This window comes from Nocardioides sp. Z24_21 (assembly GCF_058134345.1).
Genome location: NZ_JBYTTH010000001.1, coordinates 573,149 through 589,402, shown reverse-complemented (window position 1 = coordinate 589,402; position 16,254 = coordinate 573,149). Strand labels below are relative to the sequence as shown.

At 72.6% G+C, this 16,254-nt stretch carries 13 protein-coding genes; 8 read left to right on the top strand and 5 right to left on the bottom strand.

Annotated elements, in window-relative coordinates; genetic code table 11:
- The first annotated feature begins 16 nt into the window (after positions 1 to 16).
- Genes AC3X7Z_RS02860 through AC3X7Z_RS02845 form a run of 4 tightly spaced genes read left to right on the top strand, consistent with a single transcriptional unit; the run spans position 17 to position 3,778 of the window.
- A complete protein-coding gene (locus tag AC3X7Z_RS02860) occupies positions 17 to 1,477 on the top strand; it encodes a WS/DGAT/MGAT family O-acyltransferase (protein WP_186340616.1) in 1,461 nt (486 codons plus the stop codon).
- Positions 1,474 to 1,818 (top strand): DUF6912 family protein, encoded by a 345-nt coding sequence (locus AC3X7Z_RS02855; RefSeq protein WP_489974935.1) that lies wholly within the window; start codon positions 1,474 to 1,476, stop codon positions 1,816 to 1,818. Before AC3X7Z_RS02860 ends, AC3X7Z_RS02855 begins: the two co-directional genes overlap by 4 nt.
- Before the next feature lie 42 nt (positions 1,819 to 1,860).
- Positions 1,861 to 3,489, top strand: a complete 1,629-nt coding sequence (gene pruA / locus AC3X7Z_RS02850) for an L-glutamate gamma-semialdehyde dehydrogenase (protein ID WP_489974934.1) — start codon at positions 1,861 to 1,863, stop codon at positions 3,487 to 3,489.
- A gap of 37 nt (positions 3,490 to 3,526) precedes the next feature.
- Complete coding sequence (locus AC3X7Z_RS02845; protein WP_186340619.1) at positions 3,527 to 3,778, top strand: hypothetical protein; 252 nt, start codon at positions 3,527 to 3,529, stop codon at positions 3,776 to 3,778.
- Here the strand turns inward: AC3X7Z_RS02845 and AC3X7Z_RS02840 are convergent.
- Both AC3X7Z_RS02840 and AC3X7Z_RS02835 read right to left on the bottom strand, forming a co-directional pair.
- A complete protein-coding gene (locus tag AC3X7Z_RS02840) occupies positions 3,771 to 4,412 on the bottom strand; it encodes a maleylpyruvate isomerase N-terminal domain-containing protein (RefSeq protein WP_489974933.1) in 642 nt (213 codons plus the stop codon). The genes AC3X7Z_RS02845 and AC3X7Z_RS02840 overlap by 8 nt on opposite strands.
- Positions 4,409 to 4,882 carry a DUF2505 domain-containing protein gene (locus tag AC3X7Z_RS02835; protein WP_186340620.1) on the bottom strand — a complete coding sequence of 158 codons (474 nt, stop codon included), beginning with the start codon at positions 4,880 to 4,882 and terminating at the stop codon, positions 4,409 to 4,411. Before AC3X7Z_RS02835 ends, AC3X7Z_RS02840 begins: the two co-directional genes overlap by 4 nt.
- 181 nt (positions 4,883 to 5,063) lie before the next feature.
- Between AC3X7Z_RS02835 and AC3X7Z_RS02830 the strand changes: the two genes are divergently transcribed.
- The gene (locus AC3X7Z_RS02830; protein ID WP_489974932.1) at positions 5,064 to 9,935 is read left to right on the top strand and encodes an NAD-glutamate dehydrogenase; all 4,872 of its coding nucleotides are present in this window, start codon (positions 5,064 to 5,066) and stop codon (positions 9,933 to 9,935) included.
- A 48-nt stretch (positions 9,936 to 9,983) separates the two neighbouring features.
- On the opposite strand, the gene AC3X7Z_RS02825 is transcribed toward AC3X7Z_RS02830, so the two are convergent.
- The gene (locus tag AC3X7Z_RS02825; RefSeq protein WP_186340622.1) at positions 9,984 to 10,754 is read right to left on the bottom strand and encodes a sulfite exporter TauE/SafE family protein; all 771 of its coding nucleotides are present in this window, start codon (positions 10,752 to 10,754) and stop codon (positions 9,984 to 9,986) included.
- On the bottom strand, positions 10,751 to 11,458 hold the full coding sequence (locus AC3X7Z_RS02820) for a FadR/GntR family transcriptional regulator (protein WP_186340623.1): 708 nt from the start codon (positions 11,456 to 11,458) through the stop codon (positions 10,751 to 10,753). The genes AC3X7Z_RS02825 and AC3X7Z_RS02820 overlap by 4 nt, the downstream gene beginning before the upstream one ends.
- Before the next feature lie 122 nt (positions 11,459 to 11,580).
- Here AC3X7Z_RS02820 and AC3X7Z_RS02815 point away from each other — a divergent pair, with 122 nt between their 5' ends.
- The 3 genes from AC3X7Z_RS02815 to AC3X7Z_RS02805 all read left to right on the top strand — a co-directional run bounded on the left by AC3X7Z_RS02815 (position 11,581) and on the right by AC3X7Z_RS02805 (position 15,161).
- Positions 11,581 to 12,900, top strand: a complete 1,320-nt coding sequence (locus AC3X7Z_RS02815) for an SLC13 family permease (RefSeq protein ID WP_489974931.1) — start codon at positions 11,581 to 11,583, stop codon at positions 12,898 to 12,900.
- An 8-nt stretch (positions 12,901 to 12,908) separates the two neighbouring features.
- Positions 12,909 to 14,105 carry a CaiB/BaiF CoA transferase family protein gene (locus AC3X7Z_RS02810; RefSeq protein ID WP_489974930.1) on the top strand — a complete coding sequence of 399 codons (1,197 nt, stop codon included), beginning with the start codon at positions 12,909 to 12,911 and terminating at the stop codon, positions 14,103 to 14,105.
- A gap of 156 nt (positions 14,106 to 14,261) precedes the next feature.
- A complete protein-coding gene (locus AC3X7Z_RS02805) occupies positions 14,262 to 15,161 on the top strand; it encodes an alpha/beta fold hydrolase (RefSeq protein ID WP_489974929.1) in 900 nt (299 codons plus the stop codon).
- Between the two features lie 44 nt (positions 15,162 to 15,205).
- Here AC3X7Z_RS02805 and ku read toward each other — a convergent pair whose 3' ends face one another.
- Positions 15,206 to 16,192, bottom strand: a complete 987-nt coding sequence (gene ku / locus AC3X7Z_RS02800; RefSeq protein WP_489974928.1) for a non-homologous end joining protein Ku — start codon at positions 16,190 to 16,192, stop codon at positions 15,206 to 15,208.
- Positions 16,193 to 16,254 lie beyond the last annotated feature (62 nt).

The following is a 16,254-nucleotide window of genomic DNA, read 5'->3' as shown; positions in this document are numbered from 1 at the left end:
GACGAGAGGGCAGCACATGAGTGAGCGGCTCCGGCCGCGGGACCTGGCCATCCTGGCCGCCGAGTCCCCCACGACGCCCATGCACAACGCCACGGTCGAGATCTTCGACCCGGGTGACTCCGGCTTCGACCACGACCGGCTGGTCCGGCTGATCGGCGACCGGATCGCGTTCGTCCCGCGCTACCGCCAGCGCCTCCAGATGGTGCCCGCACGTCTGGCCAATCCGGCCTGGGTCGACGACGAGGGCTTCGACCTCGGCTACCACGTGCGCCGCTCGGCGCTGCCGCGCCCGGGCTCGATGGACCAGCTCCGCGACCTCGTCGCGCGCATCGCCTCGCGTCCCCTCGACCGCAACCGGCCGCTCTGGGAGTGCTACGTCGTGGAGGGCCTCGAGCACGGCCGGGTCGCCCTGCTGACCAAGAGCCACCAGATCCTGGTCGACGGACGCGAGACCGTCGACATCGGCCAGGTGCTGCTCGACACCTCGCCCGACCGATCGCCGCTGGGCCACGACGACTGGCGCCCGCGCCGGCCCCCCGGCCCGGTGTCCGCGGCGTTCGACGCCGTCACCGACACCCTCGAGAGCCCGCGCACCCTCTGGCTGACGACCCGTGCCAACGCCGACTCGCTGGGCCGCGCGGCGTCCGCGTCGGGCGCCCGGATGGTGCAGGTGGCCAACGCGCTCGCCGGTCGCGGGCCGGTCCATGCCACCCCGGTGCACCGGCGGCTGTCCCAGCAGCGCCGCTTCGTGACGGTGCGCACCGAGCTCTCCGACTACCGGGCGGTCCGCGAGGTGCACGGCGGCACGGTCAACGACGTCATCCTCGCCACGCTGGCCGGCGGCCTCCGCAGCTGGCTGATGGCGCGCAACGAGTCGCTGGGCGGGCTGCGGACGATCAAGGCGATCGTGCCGATGTCGGTCATCGACGACGAGCTCGAGCCCACCTCGCTCGGCACCCAGATCACCGGCCACCTCGTGCACCTGCCGATCGGCGAGCCCAGCCCGGTGGTGCGGCTCCACCAGGTCAGCTACGACCTGCGCGCCCACCGCGACAACGGCCGCAACGTCTCGGCGCGGCGGCTCTCCGGGATCGCCGGGTTCGCGCCGACGACCTTCCATGCGCTCGGCTCGCGACTCGCCGCCGCCGAGATGCGGCGCGGCTTCCACATCTCGGTCACCAACGTCCCCGGACCGCAGTTCCCGCTCTACGCCGACGGCGCCCGGATGCTCGAGTCCTATCCCGTGCACCCGCTGCTGCCGGACCACCCGATCGCCATCGGGGTGACGTCCTACGACGGCGGGGTGTTCTACGGCATCACCACCGACCGCGACGCCGTGCCCGACGCCGACGTGCTCGCCCAGAGCGTCTGCGACGCCCTCGACGAGCTCAAGGACTCCGCCTCCGACACCCGACCCCGCGCCCCGCGGGGTCGCCGGAAGGCGACACCGAGGACGCCGCGGAAGGCGACGACGTGACCCGGCGCTACCTCCCGTCGACGCTCCCGCGGCTGGCCGAGGACTGGGAGGCGGACGGACCGCGCACGACCGGCGCGGTCGTGGCCGCCGACGACGGCGAGGAGAGCGAGTACGTCGCCCTGATGCGCGCAGCGGACGCCTCGGCCGAGCTGGTGGCCGGGCTGCCCGACGGCTGTCGCCGGCGGGTCGTGGTGGTCGTCGAGACGGCGGCGGACGACGGACCGGTCCGGTGGCGCGACGTGGTCGCCGCGCACGTCGACACCGACGACGACGCCGACGCCGACGACGACCTCGCCTGGTGGGCGACCCAGGAGATCGGCGACCTGCTCGCCTCGCGCTGACGGCCGCTTGGTGCCCGCTGGCCTCTCTGACACGATCACGGCATGGACGCGATCACCTTTCCGCCGGCTCCCACCAACGAGCCCAACCTGACCTACGCGCCCGGCACCGCGGAGCGAGAGACCCTCGTGACGGAGCTGGCGCGGCTGGAGACGCAGCAGCGTTCCCTCCCGGCCGTGATCGGCGGCGAGCGCCGTGACGGCGGCGGCGCCGAGATCGAGGTCGTGCAGCCGCACGACCACGCCCACGTGCTGGGCACGCTGCGCAACGCGACCACGAAGGACGCTGAGGACGCGATCGCGGCGGCCGCCGAGGCCGCGCCGGGCTGGCGGGGGATGCCGTTCGACGAGCGGTGCGCGATCATCCTCAAGGCCGCCGACCTGCTGGCCGGACCGTGGCGGCAGCGGCTCAACGCCGCGACGATGCTGGGGCAGTCGAAGACGGCGGTGCAGGCCGAGATCGACGCGGCGTGCGAGCTGATCGACTTCTGGCGCTTCAACGTCCACTACGCCAAGCAGATCCTCACCGACCAGCCGATCGCCAACAGCCCCGGCATCTGGAACCGCACCGACCACCGCCCCCTCGAGGGCTTCGTCTACGCGATCACGCCGTTCAACTTCACCGCGATCGCGGGCAACCTGCCGACCGCCCCGGCGCTGATGGGCAACACGGTGATCTGGAAGCCGTCGCCGACCCAGCAGCTGGCCGCGTCGCTGACGATGGAGCTGCTCGAGGAGGCCGGGATGCCGCCGGGCGTGATCAACATGCTCCCCGGCGACGGCCTCGACGTCTCCACGGTGACGCTGGCGCACCGCGACCTGGCCGGCATCCACTTCACCGGCTCCACCCCGACGTTCCAGCACCTGTGGCGCACAGTGGGGGAGAACATCGCCGGCTACCGCTCCTACCCGCGCATCGTGGGCGAGACCGGTGGCAAGGACTTCATCGTCGCCCACCCCAGCGCCGACCCCGACGTGCTGCGGGTCGCGATGATCCGGGGCGCGTTCGAGTACCAGGGCCAGAAGTGCTCGGCGGCCTCGCGCGCCTACGTCCCGCGCTCGGTGTGGGCGAAGATCAAGGACCAGCTCATCGCCGACACCGAGGCGCTCACCATGGGCGACGTGACCGACCTGTCCCACTTCATGGGCGCGGTCATCGACGACCGGGCGTTCGCCAAGCACCGCTTGGCCATCGCGCGGGTCGAGGGCACCGACCACCTCACCCTGCTCGCCGGCGGGCAGACCGACGACTCGGTGGGCTGGTTCGTGCGGCCCACGATCGTCGAGTCGAGCGACCCGACCGACCAGATGTTCTCCGAGGAGTACTTCGGGCCGATTCTGGCCGTGCACGTCTACGACGACGCCGACTTCGAGTCGGTGGTGGCGCAGATGGAGTCGTTCGCCCCGTACGCGCTGACCGGCGCGATCATCGCCCAGGACCGCTCGGCGATCGCGTGGGCGCGCAAGACGCTGCGGTTCGCGGCCGGCAACTTCTACGTCAACGACAAGCCCACCGGTGCCGTGGTCGGCCAACAGCCGTTCGGCGGCGGTCGGGCGTCGGGCACCAACGACAAGGCGGGTGCCGCGGTCAACCTGCTGCGCTGGACCTCACCGCGCTCGATCAAGGAGACCTTCGTGCCTCCGACCGACCACCGCTACCCCCACCAGGGCTGACGTCCCGGCCCTCGGCCGGATGGGGGAGGATGGGGGCGTGCTCGTCCCCGTCCTCCCGCTCCGTCCCCTGTGGCACATGGGGGCGCTCCACCCCTACGAGCAGGCGCTGACGCTGCTGCTGGCGTTCGGCCCGTTCCTGCTGCTCGGCCTGGTGGTGTGGCGGCGGCGCCGCGAGGACGACCGGGCGAGCGCCCGGAGGTCCGAGGGGGTCGACGCCGAGGGTCCTGGGCCCGAGGCCCCCGCTCACCCCGAGTCGACCACCGCCGCGGCGGACGAGCGACTCAGCTGAAGACCGGGACGGCCAGTCCCGCCAGGTCCCGGTGCTCGGCGTCGCTCGGCTCGGCGCGCCCGGTGCCCACCAGGGCCACCCGCCGGTCCGACCAGTCCGGGAGCGCTCGGCCCAGGAGAGCCTCGACCACCCGTCGCACCTCCGCGAGGCCCGCGTCGGTGGGACCGGCGGCGTCGAGGTGCGCGACCAGGTCGGCGTGGTGCAGCGTCGCCTCGACCGCCAGGGTGCTCGCGAGGTCGTCGGCGCGCAGCGCGTGCCCCTGCGTCGCCAGCACCGTCGCGACCGGCAGGGAGCCGACGGCGCGCCGGGCTGCGGCCGCGGCCTCGAGGTAGCGCCCGCGCAGGTCGGCGAAGCCGTCCAGGCCGGCCTCGACCCGCGTGGCGCGCCGGCTGCGCTCGTCGGCCTCCGGGTCGGCTCCCCACGACCGCCAGTAGCCGACCGCGTCGCAGTCGGGCGCGCGTCCCGCCGGTGTGTGGGCCGCGACGAGGCCACGCACGGCGTCGGCGTGCAGGTGCCACACCAGGTCGCGCACGGCCCATCCCCGGCATCCGGTCGGCGCCCAGCCGTCCTCCTCGCCCAACCCGCCGACGACGCCGGCCAGGGCGTCGTACGACTCGGCGAGCAGGTCGTTCACCGGGACGCGAGCCACTCGACGCCCGTGCGGTGCTCGGCGTCGAGCGCCTTGAGGAGCAGGTCGCCGACGAGCCCCTCGATCTTGCCGCCGACCAGCGGCAGGCGCACGGTGACCTCGAGGTCGACCCGCTGGGTGGTGCGGCCGCCCGACTCGGTGAGCGTCGCCGTGCCGGACATCTCGCCCGGCTTGCCCGGGATCGTGACCTCGATGTCGGCGCGCTCGGGGGAGCGCCAGGTCTCCACCTGCACGATGCGGATCTCGTCGCCGACCAGCTTGGTGGCGAACGACGGCAGGCCGGAGGCGGACTGCACCTGGTCGAGGGTCACCACCCCTCCCTCGACCACGACGCTGCCCCGCACGACCTTCATCCGCTCGAGCACCCGCTCGCGGAACGCCGGGTCGGTGAGCATCGCCCACACCTCGTCGAGCGGGGCGTCGTAGGTGATGTCCTTGACCACGCGCTTGCCCATCTGGGGGTCCTCCGGAGTGTTCGTGCGGGCGGTCGGGACGGGCGTCCCGACCGGTGACCCATCATGGCCGACCAGTCGCGACGCGGCGAGGACGGTGACGTCCGTGCCCGTGGAAGGCTCGCGAGTGCGGCGCCACGGACCCGTGTTGTGACGGTCACATCGCGCGTCCTAGGGTCGATGCGTGGCCACGCCTGAGGAGACCAAGGACCAGCAGCTCAAAGCGGCGACGGCGGACCGTCCGGAGTGGGGCGACCTGCTCCGGGCCTACTACCGCCACGTCGCTCCGGAGGAGGTCGCCGAGCGGTCCCCGGACGACCTGCTCGGCGCCGTGGCGTCGCACCGCGAGCTCGCCTCGGCGCGACCGCAGGGCACCGCCGCCGTGCGCGTGGTGACCCCCACGATCGCCGGCTCCGGCTGGTCGGCGTCGGGCCGCTCCGTCGTCGAGGTGGTCACCGACGACATGCCCTTCCTCGTGGACTCCGTGACGATGGAGCTCAACCGCCTCGGGCACACCGTGTACGCGGTGGTCCACCCCCAGCTGGCCGTCGAGCGCGACATCACCGGCGCGCTCCAGCACATGCACGCCCACGAGCCCCGGGCCGCGACCAGCGACACCACGGAGGCTCCCGAGGCCACCGAGTCGTGGATGCACCTCGAGATCGACCGCACCGACGACGAGGAGGCCGCCGAGATCACCGAGGCGCTGCAGCGGGTCCTCCGCGACGTGCGCGAGTCGGTCGAGGACTGGCAGAAGATGCACGCCCAGGCCCTCGCCGTGGTCACCGAGCTCGACCAGGCGCCGCCGCCGCTGCCCGCGGAGGAGCTGCGTCAGGGCCGCGACTTCCTCACCTGGCTGGCCGACGACCACTTCACCTTCCTGGGCTACCGGGAGTATCGGCTCGAGGCCGAGGAGGGCGCGCCCGAGGAATGCGGGCTCCGGGCCGTGCCGGGCTCCGGGCTGGGCATCCTGCGCCACGACCAGGACCTGTCGACGTCGTTCGCCAAGCTGCCCCCGCTGGTCAAGGCCAAGGCTCGGGAGAAGAGGCTGCTGGTGCTGGCGAAGGCCAACTCGCGCGCCACCGTGCACCGTCCGGCCTACCTCGACTACGTCGGGGTGAAGACGTTCGGCCCCGACGGCGAGGTGGTCGGCGAGCGCCGCTTCCTCGGCCTGTTCTCCAGCGCCGCCTACACCGAGTCGGTCACCCGCATCCCGGTGCTTCGCGAGAAGGTCACCGAGGTGATGCGCCACGCCGGCTTCGACCCGCGCAGCCACGCCGGCAAGGCGCTGATGGACACCTTGGAGAACTACCCCCGCGACGAGCTCTTCCACACCTCGCCCGACGAGCTGGCCCCGGTCGCGCAGGACGTGATGAGCGCCCGCGAGCGCCGCCAGCTGCGCGCGTTCGTGCGCCGCGACACCTACGGGCGCTACGTGTCGGTCCTCGTCTACCTCCCGCGCGACCGCTACAACACGGCCGTGCGGGAGCGGTTCTCCGAGATCCTGCGCGAGCAGCTCGGCGGCGAGCACGTCGAGTTCACCGCCCGGGTCAACGAGTCGACGACCGCGCGGGTGCACTTCGTGGTGCACCCGCCCAAGGGCGCGCAGGTGCCCGAGATCGACGTGCCCGACCTCGAGCGGCGGCTGATGGAGGCCTCGCGCTCGTGGCGCGACGACTTCGTGGCGGCCGTGGTCGCCGAGTACGGCGTCGACGAGGGGTCGACGCTGGCGCGGGCGTGGTCCGAGGCGTTCCCCGAGGCCTACAAGGAGGACTACCAGCCCCAGCGCGCCTCGGCCGACCTCGGGCGCATCGAGGCCATCCAGGGCGAGGAGGGCATCGACCTCGCGCTCTTCGACCAGGACGAGGTCCGCGGCACCTACCGGCGAGGCGAGTCGCGGCTCAAGGTCTTCCGCGTGGGCGAGCCCCTGTCGCTGAGCGCGATGCTGCCGATGCTCACCTCGATGGGCGTCGAGGTCGTCGACGAGCGGCCCTACGAGCTCAGCGGGCTCGCGCGCCCGTCGTTCATCTACGAGTTCGGCCTGCGCCACGGCCGGGTGCTGGCCCCCCGCGAGCGAGCGCTGTTCGCGGAGGCGCTGCGCGCGGTGTGGGACGGCTACAACGAGATCGACGGCTTCAACCGGCTCGTGCTCGCGGCCGGGCTGACCTGGCGCCAGGCCACCGTGCTGCGCGCCTACGCGAAGTACCTCAAGCAGGGCAACTCGCCCTTCGCGCTCGACTACATCGAAGAGGCGCTGCGCAGCAACGTCGACATCACCCGCCTGCTCGTCGAGCTCTTCGAGGCGCGCTTCGACCCCGGCCGCGACGGCCGGGCGCTCGAGCACGACGCGGAGGCGCGCGTGGCGAAGGTGGAGGCGGTGGAGGAGCGGCTGGCCAGGGCCCTCGACGACGTCGTCAGCCTCGACCACGACCGCATCCTGCGCTCCTACCGCACGCTGATCCGCGCGACGCTGCGCACCAACTTCTTCCAGCGCTCCGCCGACGGCGACGTGCACCCCTACATCTCGTTCAAGCTCGAGCCGTCGGCCATCCCCGAGCTGCCCGAGCCGCGACCGCGCTTCGAGATCTTCGTCTACAGCCCGCGCGTCGAGGGATCCCACCTACGCTTCGGCGCCGTCGCGCGCGGCGGCCTGCGCTGGTCGGACCGTCGCGACGACTTCCGCACCGAGGTGCTGGGCCTGGTCAAGGCGCAGATGGTGAAGAACACCGTGATCGTCCCGGTGGGGGCCAAGGGCGCGTTCTTCTGCAAGCAGCTCCCCGACCCCTCCGACCGCGACGCGTGGCTGGCCGAGGGCGTGGCCTGCTACCGCATGTTCATCTCGGGCCTGCTCGACATCACCGACAACCTCGTCGACGGCCGGCCCGTGCCGCCCCGCGAGGTGGTGCGCCACGACGGCGACGACTCCTACCTCGTCGTCGCGGCTGACAAGGGCACCGCGACGTTCTCCGACATCGCCAACGGCGTGGCCAAGGACTACGGCTTCTGGCTGGGCGACGCCTTCGCCTCCGGCGGGTCGGTGGGCTACGACCACAAGGCGATGGGCATCACCGCCCGCGGCGCGTGGGTCTCGGTCCAGCGCCACTTCCGCGAGATGGGCGTCGACTGCCAGACCGAGGACTTCACCGCGGTGGGCATCGGCGACATGTCCGGTGACGTCTTCGGCAACGGCATGCTCTGCTCCGAGCACACCCGGCTGGTGGCGGCGTTCGACCACCGCGACATCTTCATCGACCCCTCGCCCGACGCCGCGACGTCGTACGCCGAGCGGCGCCGGCTCTTCGAGCTGCCGCGGTCGAGCTGGCGCGACTACGACACCTCCCTCATCTCCGAGGGCGGCGGGGTGTGGCCCCGCTCGGCCAAGTCGATCCCGGTGTCGGCGCAGGTGCGCCAGGTGCTCGGGCTGGGCGCCGACGTCACCGCGCTCACCCCCGCCGAGCTGATGAAGGCGATCCTGCTCGCGCCGGTCGACCTGCTCTGGAACGGCGGCATCGGCACCTACGTGAAGTCCTCGGAGGAGACCAACGCCGACGCCGGCGACAAGGCCAACGACGCGATCCGCGTCAACGGCGAGGACCTGCGGGCCCGCTGCGTGGGGGAGGGCGGCAACCTCGGCTTCACCCAGCTCGGTCGCGTGGAGTACGCCCGGTTCGGCGTCAACGGCGACGGCGGGCGGATCAACACCGACTTCATCGACAACTCCGCCGGCGTCGACACCTCCGACCACGAGGTCAACATCAAGATCCTGCTCGACCGCGTGGTGCGCGCGGGTGCGATGGACGAGGACGCGCGCAACACGCTCCTCGCCGCGATGACCGACGAGGTCGGCGAGCTGGTCCTGCGCGACAACTACGAGCAGAACCTCGCGCTCGCCAACGCCCAGGCGCACGCGCCGTCGCTGCTGCACGTGCACGAGGAGTGGATGCGCGCGCTCGAGCGCCGCGGCGTGCTCAACCGCGAGCTCGAGGGGCTGCCCAGCACTCGTCAGGTCCGCCGCCGCCTCGACCGCAAGCAGGCGCTGTCGACGCCCGAGCTCTCGGTGCTGCTGGCGTGGACGAAGATCGTGCTGGCCGAGGAGCTCATCGACTCCGACCTGCCCGACGACCCCTACCTGCGCGAGGACCTGCTGGGCTACTTCCCGAGGCAGATGCTGCCCGACCTCGAGGCGGCCATCGAGGACCACCCCCTGCGGCGCGAGATCATCGTGACCCAGGTGGTCAACGACCTGGTCAACGGCGCCGGCATGACGTTCTGGCCGCGGCTCCAGGGCGAGACCGGCGCGAGCCCGGCCGACCTGACCCGTGCCAACTTCGTCGCGCGCGAGATCTTCGGCTCGCTGCCGCTGCGCCAGGAGATCGCGGCGCTCGACAACCAGGTGCCCGCCGAGCGGCAGACCCGGATGCGCATCGAGATGCGCACCCTCGTCGAGCGCGCGTCGCGCTGGCTGGTCACCAACCGGCGGCCCCCGCTCGACTCGAGGGCCACGGTCGAGTTCTTCCGCGAGCGCGTGCAGACGGTCATGGCCGCGCTGCCGGAGATCATGAGCGGGCGCGAGCTCGACGACTACCAGGCCCGGGAGAAGCGGCTGACCGACCAGGGCGTCCCCGCCGACCTGGCGTCCCGGGTGGCGGTGCTGGCCTCGGCCTACGCGCTGCTCGGCATCGTGGAGACCGCCGACCGGCTCGACCTCGACCCCGTCGAGGTGGCCCGGGTGCACTTCGCCCTGGGCGAGCGACTGGGGCTGCCGGCCATGGTGGAGCGGATCTTCGGCCTGCCCCGCGACGACCGGTGGCAGACGATGGCGCGGGCCGCGGTGCGCGACGACCTCTACGGCGTGCACCAGCAGCTCACGGCGCAGGTGCTGGAGTCGACCGACGCCGCCGACCCGGCGCCGGCCCGGGTGGCGGCGTGGGAGGAGGCCGACGCGCAGCTGGTCGGGCGGGCGGCCAAGACGCTCGAGGAGATCTGCCGTGAGGAGAGCGCCGAGCTGGCGCGCCTGTCCGTCGGCCTGCGGGTGGTGCGGAGCCTGCTGTCCTGAGGGGCGGTCCCGGGCCCGGCTGTGCGCCGGGCCCGGGCCGGCCAGGACTCAGAACAGCAGGAGCGCCGCCACCACGCCCGCCGCGACGACGGCACCACGGAAGACCGCGTCGGGCAGCTTGCGACCGATGCGCGCGCCGACGTAGCCGCCGACCAGCGAGCCGGCCGCGAGCAGCACCACGACGTCCCAGCGCGGGTCGGCCACGACGGCGAAGATGGCGCCCGCGACGATGTTGCCGACCATCAGCGACAGGGTCTTCAGCCCGTTGACGACGCGCAGCTCGAGGTCGGTGCCGATGCCGAGCACCGCGACCATCATCACCCCCGCGCCGGCGCCGAAGTATCCGCCGTAGACGCCCGTGATCGTGGCGAAGACGGTGGTCAGGGGCGACATGTGGCGGCGCTCGGCCAGGGCGACGCCGTGGCGTGTCTCGTGGCGCGCCCGCAGCCAGGCGGCGATCCGTGGCTGGATGCCGACGAGCAGGCAGGTGAAGAGGATCAGGTAGGGCACGATCGCCTCGAAGACGCCGGGTGGCAGTCCGATCAGGAGCGCGGCGCCGAGGATCGCGCCGAGGCCGCAGACGACCATGATCACGTACGCCACACGACCCGCCTCGCGCACCTCCTGCCGGTAGCCGACGACCCCGCCGAGCCCTCCGGGGATGAGACCCATGGTGTTGGAGACGTTGGCGACGACCGGGGGCAGCCCGAGGCCGACGAGGACGGGGAAGCTGAGCAGCGACGCCACCCCGACGGTGGACGACAGGACGCCGGCGGCGAGCCCGGTCGCCACGACCAGGACCAGCTCCGCGGGACTCACTGCTGCTCGCGGAGGAGCGCGACGTCGCTGACCAGCGCCACGTGCGCGTGCATCGCCTCGGCCGCGCCGGCCGCGTCCTGCGCACGGATCGCCTCGGCGATCGCGCGGTGGCCGGCCAGCGAGTCCTGGGGGCGGCCCGGCTGGCCGAGCGACTCCAGCCGCGTCTCCTCGACCAGGTCGCCGATCTCGTCCATCAGCCGGGCCAGGAGCAGGGAGTGCGACGCGGCGGTGACCGCGCCGTGGAAGCGCTCGTCGCCCTCCACGCCGCGCCCGCCGGCCTCGATGTCGGCGGCCATCGCGTCGAGGGCGTCGTCGATGCGCGCGAGGTCGTCGTCGGTGCGACGCACGGCGGCGAGCGCGGCGATCTTGGTCTCGAGGGCGTCGCGGGTCTCGATGATCTCGGGCAGCCGGTCGGCGTGGCTGCGGATCGCGTCGACGATGCGGCGCGTCGTGCGGTGCCCGGCGGTGACGACGGTGCCGTCGCCGTGGCGCACCTCGACCACGCCGATCACCTCCAGCGCGACGAGCGCCTGGCTGAGCGTGGCGCGGCTGACGCCGAGGCGCTGGGCCAGCTCGCGCTCGGGGGGCAGCCGGTCGCCCGCCGTCAGCCCGTTGTCGTCGATCCAGGCCGAGATCTGCCCGGCGACCTGCTCGTAGAGCCGCGTACGGAGCAGGCGCTGGGGGAAGGAGGACGACTCGGACATGTCTCCAGCCTATTGACGATCCGGCTCATTGTCCTATTGGCTAGGCCACTGCGCCGCGCTGTGACCAGGGCCCACCCCCCGAGGCCCCGCCGTGCCGGCCCTCTACTCGGAAGGGGACCGCAATGGGTCCGGAATGGATTGCGATCATCGCGCTGGTCGCGTTGTTCGTGGTCGGCACGGTGCTGCCGATCAACATGGGCGCGCTGGCCTACGTGGCCGCGTGGTTCGTCGGCATGTACGCCCTCGACCTCGACGAGAAGGAGATCCTGGCCGGCGTCAGCGGCGACCTGATCCTGACGCTGATCGGCGTCACCTACCTGTTCGCCATCGCCCGCAACAACGGCACCGTCGACCTGATCGTGCGCACGGCCGTGCGCGCCGTCGGCGGACGCGTGGCGCTGATCCCGTGGGTGATGTTCGCCGTCACCGGCGTCCTCACCGGCATCGGCGCGGTCAGCCCCGCCGCGTGCGCGATCATCGGCCCGATCGCGCTGGGCTTCGCCGGGCGCTACGGCATCAGCCCGCTGATGATGGGCATGTTCGTCGTGCACGGCGCCCAGGCCGGCGGCTTCTCGCCGATCAGCATCTACGGCGTCATCACCAACTCGGTGATGGAGGACGCCGGCCTGCCCTCGAGCGAGATCACCGTCTTCCTCGCCAGCCTGGTCGTCAACACGGTGATGGCCGCGATCCTCTTCGTGGTCCTCGGCGGCCGCAAGCTGATGGCGCTGCGGATCGACCCGGACGACGACGACACGCTCGACGACGACCTGCACCGCGGCGGAGTCACGGTGCCGGCGCGGGGGATGGGCGCGACCGCCCCGGTCGGCACCCAGGCCCAGGGCGTGCGCCGCGACCAGGTGCTCACCCTGGTCGCGTTCGTCGGGGTGGCTCTGGTCGCCCTCGTCTTCGACAAGAACATCGGCTTCGTCGCCATCACGGCCGCGGTCATCCTCGCGATGCTCTCGCCCAACGAGCACAAGGACGCCATCCGCCAGGTGGCCTGGCCCACCGTGCTCCTCGTCGCCGGCGTCAGCACCTACGCCACGATCCTCACCACCGCCGGCTCGCCGGAGTTCGTCGGCAGCTGGGCCGCCGGCCTCGGTGCGGCCGCCATCGGTGCCCTCGTCCTCTGCTACGTCGGCGGCGTCGTGTCGGCGTTCGCCTCCTCGACCGCGCTGCTGCCGGTCATCATCCCGATCGCCGTGCCCCTCATCGCCGACGGCGGCATCAACGCGGCGATGTTCGTCGCGGCCCTCGCCGTCGCCTCGACCATCGTCGACGTCAGCCCGTTCTCGACCAACGGTGCGCTCATGCTGGCCAACAAGCCCGACACGATCGAGGAGCCGGTCTACTACAAGCAGATCCTGACCTACGCCTTGATCGTCACCCTGGCCGGGCCGCTGCTCGTCTGGGCCGCCCTCGTCCTCCCCGGATGGTGAACCCCGACATGACCGACGCGACCGCATCCCCGACCGGCCCGCTCTCCGACCTCCTGGTCGTCGACCTCACCCGCGCGCTCGCCGGCCCGCACGCCACCCAGATGCTCGGTGACCTCGGCGCGCGGGTGATCAAGGTCGAGGCGCCCGGCAGCGGCGACGACACCCGCGGCTGGGGACCGCCGTTCGTCGGCGAGCCCGACGCGCGCCAGTCGACCTACTTCCTCTGCACCAACCGCAACAAGGAGTCGATCGCGCTCGACCTCAAGGACGACGTCGACAAGGACGTGCTGGTCGGCCTCGTCGAGCGCGCCGACGTGCTGGTCGAGAACTTCCGCACCGGCGTGCTGGAGCGCCTCGGCCTCGGCATCGAGGAGCTGATGCGCCGCAACCCGCGGCTCGTGGTGCTCTCCATCACCGGCTTCGGCCACGACGGTCCCGAGGGAGGTCGCGCCGGCTACGACCAGATCGCCCAGGGTGAGGCGGGCCTGATGTCGCTCACCGGGTCGGGTCCCGACGACCCGCAGCGCGTCGGCGTGCCCATCGCCGACCTGCTGTCGGGGATGTACGGCGCCTACGGCGTGCTCGCCGCGCTCCACGAGCGCGAGCGCACCGGCAAGGGCACGGTCGTGCGTACGTCGCTGCTCGCGTCGGTCGTCGGGGTGCACGCCTTCCAGGGCACCCGCTGGACCGTGGCCGGCGAGGTCGGGCGCGCCCAGGGCAACCACCACCCCTCGATCGCCCCCTACGGCCTGTTCCACTGCCGCGACGGCGCGGTGCAGATCGCGCTGGGCAGCGAGGGGCTGTGGAAGCGGTTCTGCGAGGGCTTCGGGCTCGACCCCGAGGCCGAGGGGATGGCCACCAACGGCGAGCGGGTCGCCCGCCGCGAGGAGGTCATCGAGGTGGTCGAGCGGGCCTTCGCCGACTGGGACGCCGAGCCCCTGCTCGCCCGCCTCGCCGAGGTCGGCGTGCCGGCGGGCAAGGTGCGCACGCTCGACGAGGTCTATGTGTGGGACCAGGTCGCCAGCCAGGGACTGCTCGTCGACGTCGAGCACCCCACGCTCGGCGACATCACCCTGCCCGGCCCGCCGCTGCGGTTCTTCGACGCCGAGGGCACCGAGGTCACCCGGCGCGACCACGTCGCCCCTCCGCTGCTCGACCAGCACGCCGACGAGATCCGCTCGTGGATCGGCGGGGGCGGCGCGTGACCGCGCGAAGGGGCCGAGTGGGCGCGTCCTGACCGCGCATCGGGGTCGAGTGGGCGCGTCCTGACCACGCATCGGGGCCGAGTGGGCGCGTCCTGACCGCGCATCGGGGTCGAGTGGGCGCGTCCTGACCGCGGAGCACCTGTGCGACGATCCGGCATGACCTCCCCGGCTGAGCTGCTGACCCTGCCCGACGGACGACGGCTGGAGTACCTCACCGGCGGCGCCCCCGACGGCCTCGCGCTCGTCCACCACTCCGGCACCCCGAGTGCCGCGGTCGTCGACCCGTCCCTGTGCGACGCCGCCGGGCGAGCCGGCCTCCGGCTGGTCACGTGCTCACGCCCGGGATACGGCGCCTCCACCCCCCGGCCCGCGCCGGAGGGATGGCCGGTGCCGCTCGTCGCCGACGCCGACGACACCGCGGCCCTGCTCGACCACCTCGGGATCGACGAGTTCGTCACGCTCGGCCACTCCGGCGGCGGGCCGCGCGCCCTGGCGTGCGCGGCGACCATGCCGCAGCGGTGCCGGTCGGTGGCCCTCCTCGCGGGCGTCGCCCCGTTCGACGCCGCCGGGCTCGACTGGAGCGCCGGCATGGGTCCGGAGAACGTCCGCGACTTCGCGGCCGCGGCGTCCGGTCGCGAGGCCTACCTCCCGATCGCGACCGAGCAGGCCGCCGAGCTGGGCGCCGTGACGGCCGACGACATCGTCGCCGCCTTCGGTGGCCTGGTCGACGAGGTCGACGCCGCTGCCCTGACGGGCGGGTTCGCCGGGTACGTCGCCGCATCCTTCCGCCACGCCATGGCGCAGGGACCCGGTGGCATGGTGGAGGACACCCTGCAGATCGTGCGGCCGTGGGGCTTCGACGTCGCCGAGGTCACCGTGCCCACCTCGGTCTGGCAGGGCGCCCACGACAAGATGGTGCCCTTCGAGCACGGTCGCTGGCTCGCGGCCGCGATCCCCGGCGCACGGGCGCACCTGTTCGACGACGAGGGACACATCTCGCTGGTCGCGAGGTTCGAGGAGATCCTCGCCGACCTGCGCGACCTCGCGAGCGCCTGACGGCCCCGGCCCCTGACGGCCCGGCCCTCGGCCTGAGGGGAGGGTCAGCTGGCCTTCCTGGCCTGCTTCTTCGCCGCGGTCTTCTTGGTCGTGCTCTTCGTGGCGCTCGACTTCTTCGCCGCCGCCTTCTTGGCGGGCGCCTTCTTGGCCGAGGGCTTCTTCGCGGCGCTCTTCCTCGCCGGCTTCTCGTCCTCGTCGGAATCGGCGTCAGAGGAGTCGGAGTCGTCGGACGAGGCGGCGTCCTCGCCGCGGGCGCTCTTGGCGGCGGCGACCGACTTCTGCAGCGCGGCCAGGAGGTCGACGACCTCGCCGGAGGTCTTGGTGGAGGTCTCGGTGCGCTTGATCTCCCCACCCTCGATCTTCGACTTCACGAGCGCCTCGACGGCGCCGGCGTAGTCGTCCTCGAACTCGGTGGCGTCGAAGTCGCCCGACAGCGTCTCGACGAGCATGTGGGCCATCTTGACCTCCTGCGGCTTGGCGTCGTCGACCTCGACCTTGAAGTCGGGGGTGCGCACCTCGTCGGGCCACATCATCGTCTGGAGCACGATGACCTCCCCGGCCTCGGTCTCGCGCACCCGCAGCACCGCGATGGTGGTGCGCTGGCGCAGCGCGACGGTCACCACCGCCATCCGGTCGGCGTCCTTGAGGGCCTGGCGCAGCAGGGCGTAGGGCTTGGCGCCGGCGCCCTCGGGCTCGAGGTAGTAGGACTTCTCGAACAGCAGTGGGTCGATCTGCTCGCGAGGCACGAACTTCTCCACCGCGATCTCCCGCGACGACGTCGAGGGCAGCTCGGCCATGTCGTCGTCGGTGAGGATGACCATCTCGCCGTCCTCGGTCTCGTAGCCCTTGGCGATGTCGGCGTAGGCCACCTCCTCGCCGTCGAGGGAGCAGACCCGCTGGTACTTGATCCGGCCGCCGTCCTTGGCGTGCACCTGCCGGAAGGACACGTCGTGGCTCTCCGTGGCGGCGTAGAGCTTGACCGGGACACTGACCAGGCCGAAGGAGACGGCACCCTTCCAGATCGCACGCATGCACCGACGATAGCCGCCGCCACGGACGGTCGTCTCCCCTCGCGGGGTGCCGCCCGCGCGCC

Excerpts from the sequence above, each read along its gene's own strand:
- AC3X7Z_RS02860 (WP_186340616.1), top strand. The coding sequence starts at position 17 with ATGAGTGAGCGGCTCCGGCCGCGGGACCTGGCCATCCTGGCCGCCGAG.
- pruA (WP_489974934.1), top strand. The coding sequence starts at position 1,861 with ATGGACGCGATCACCTTTCCGCCGGCTCCCACCAACGAGCCCAACCTG.
- AC3X7Z_RS02835 (WP_186340620.1), bottom strand. The coding sequence starts at position 4,882 with ATGGGCAAGCGCGTGGTCAAGGACATCACCTACGACGCCCCGCTCGAC.
- AC3X7Z_RS02820 (WP_186340623.1), bottom strand. The coding sequence starts at position 11,458 with ATGTCCGAGTCGTCCTCCTTCCCCCAGCGCCTGCTCCGTACGCGGCTC.
- AC3X7Z_RS02815 (WP_489974931.1), top strand. The coding sequence starts at position 11,581 with ATGGGTCCGGAATGGATTGCGATCATCGCGCTGGTCGCGTTGTTCGTG.
- AC3X7Z_RS02810 (WP_489974930.1), top strand. The coding sequence starts at position 12,909 with ATGACCGACGCGACCGCATCCCCGACCGGCCCGCTCTCCGACCTCCTG.
- AC3X7Z_RS02805 (WP_489974929.1), top strand. The coding sequence starts at position 14,262 with ATGACCTCCCCGGCTGAGCTGCTGACCCTGCCCGACGGACGACGGCTG.
- ku (WP_489974928.1), bottom strand. The coding sequence starts at position 16,192 with ATGCGTGCGATCTGGAAGGGTGCCGTCTCCTTCGGCCTGGTCAGTGTC.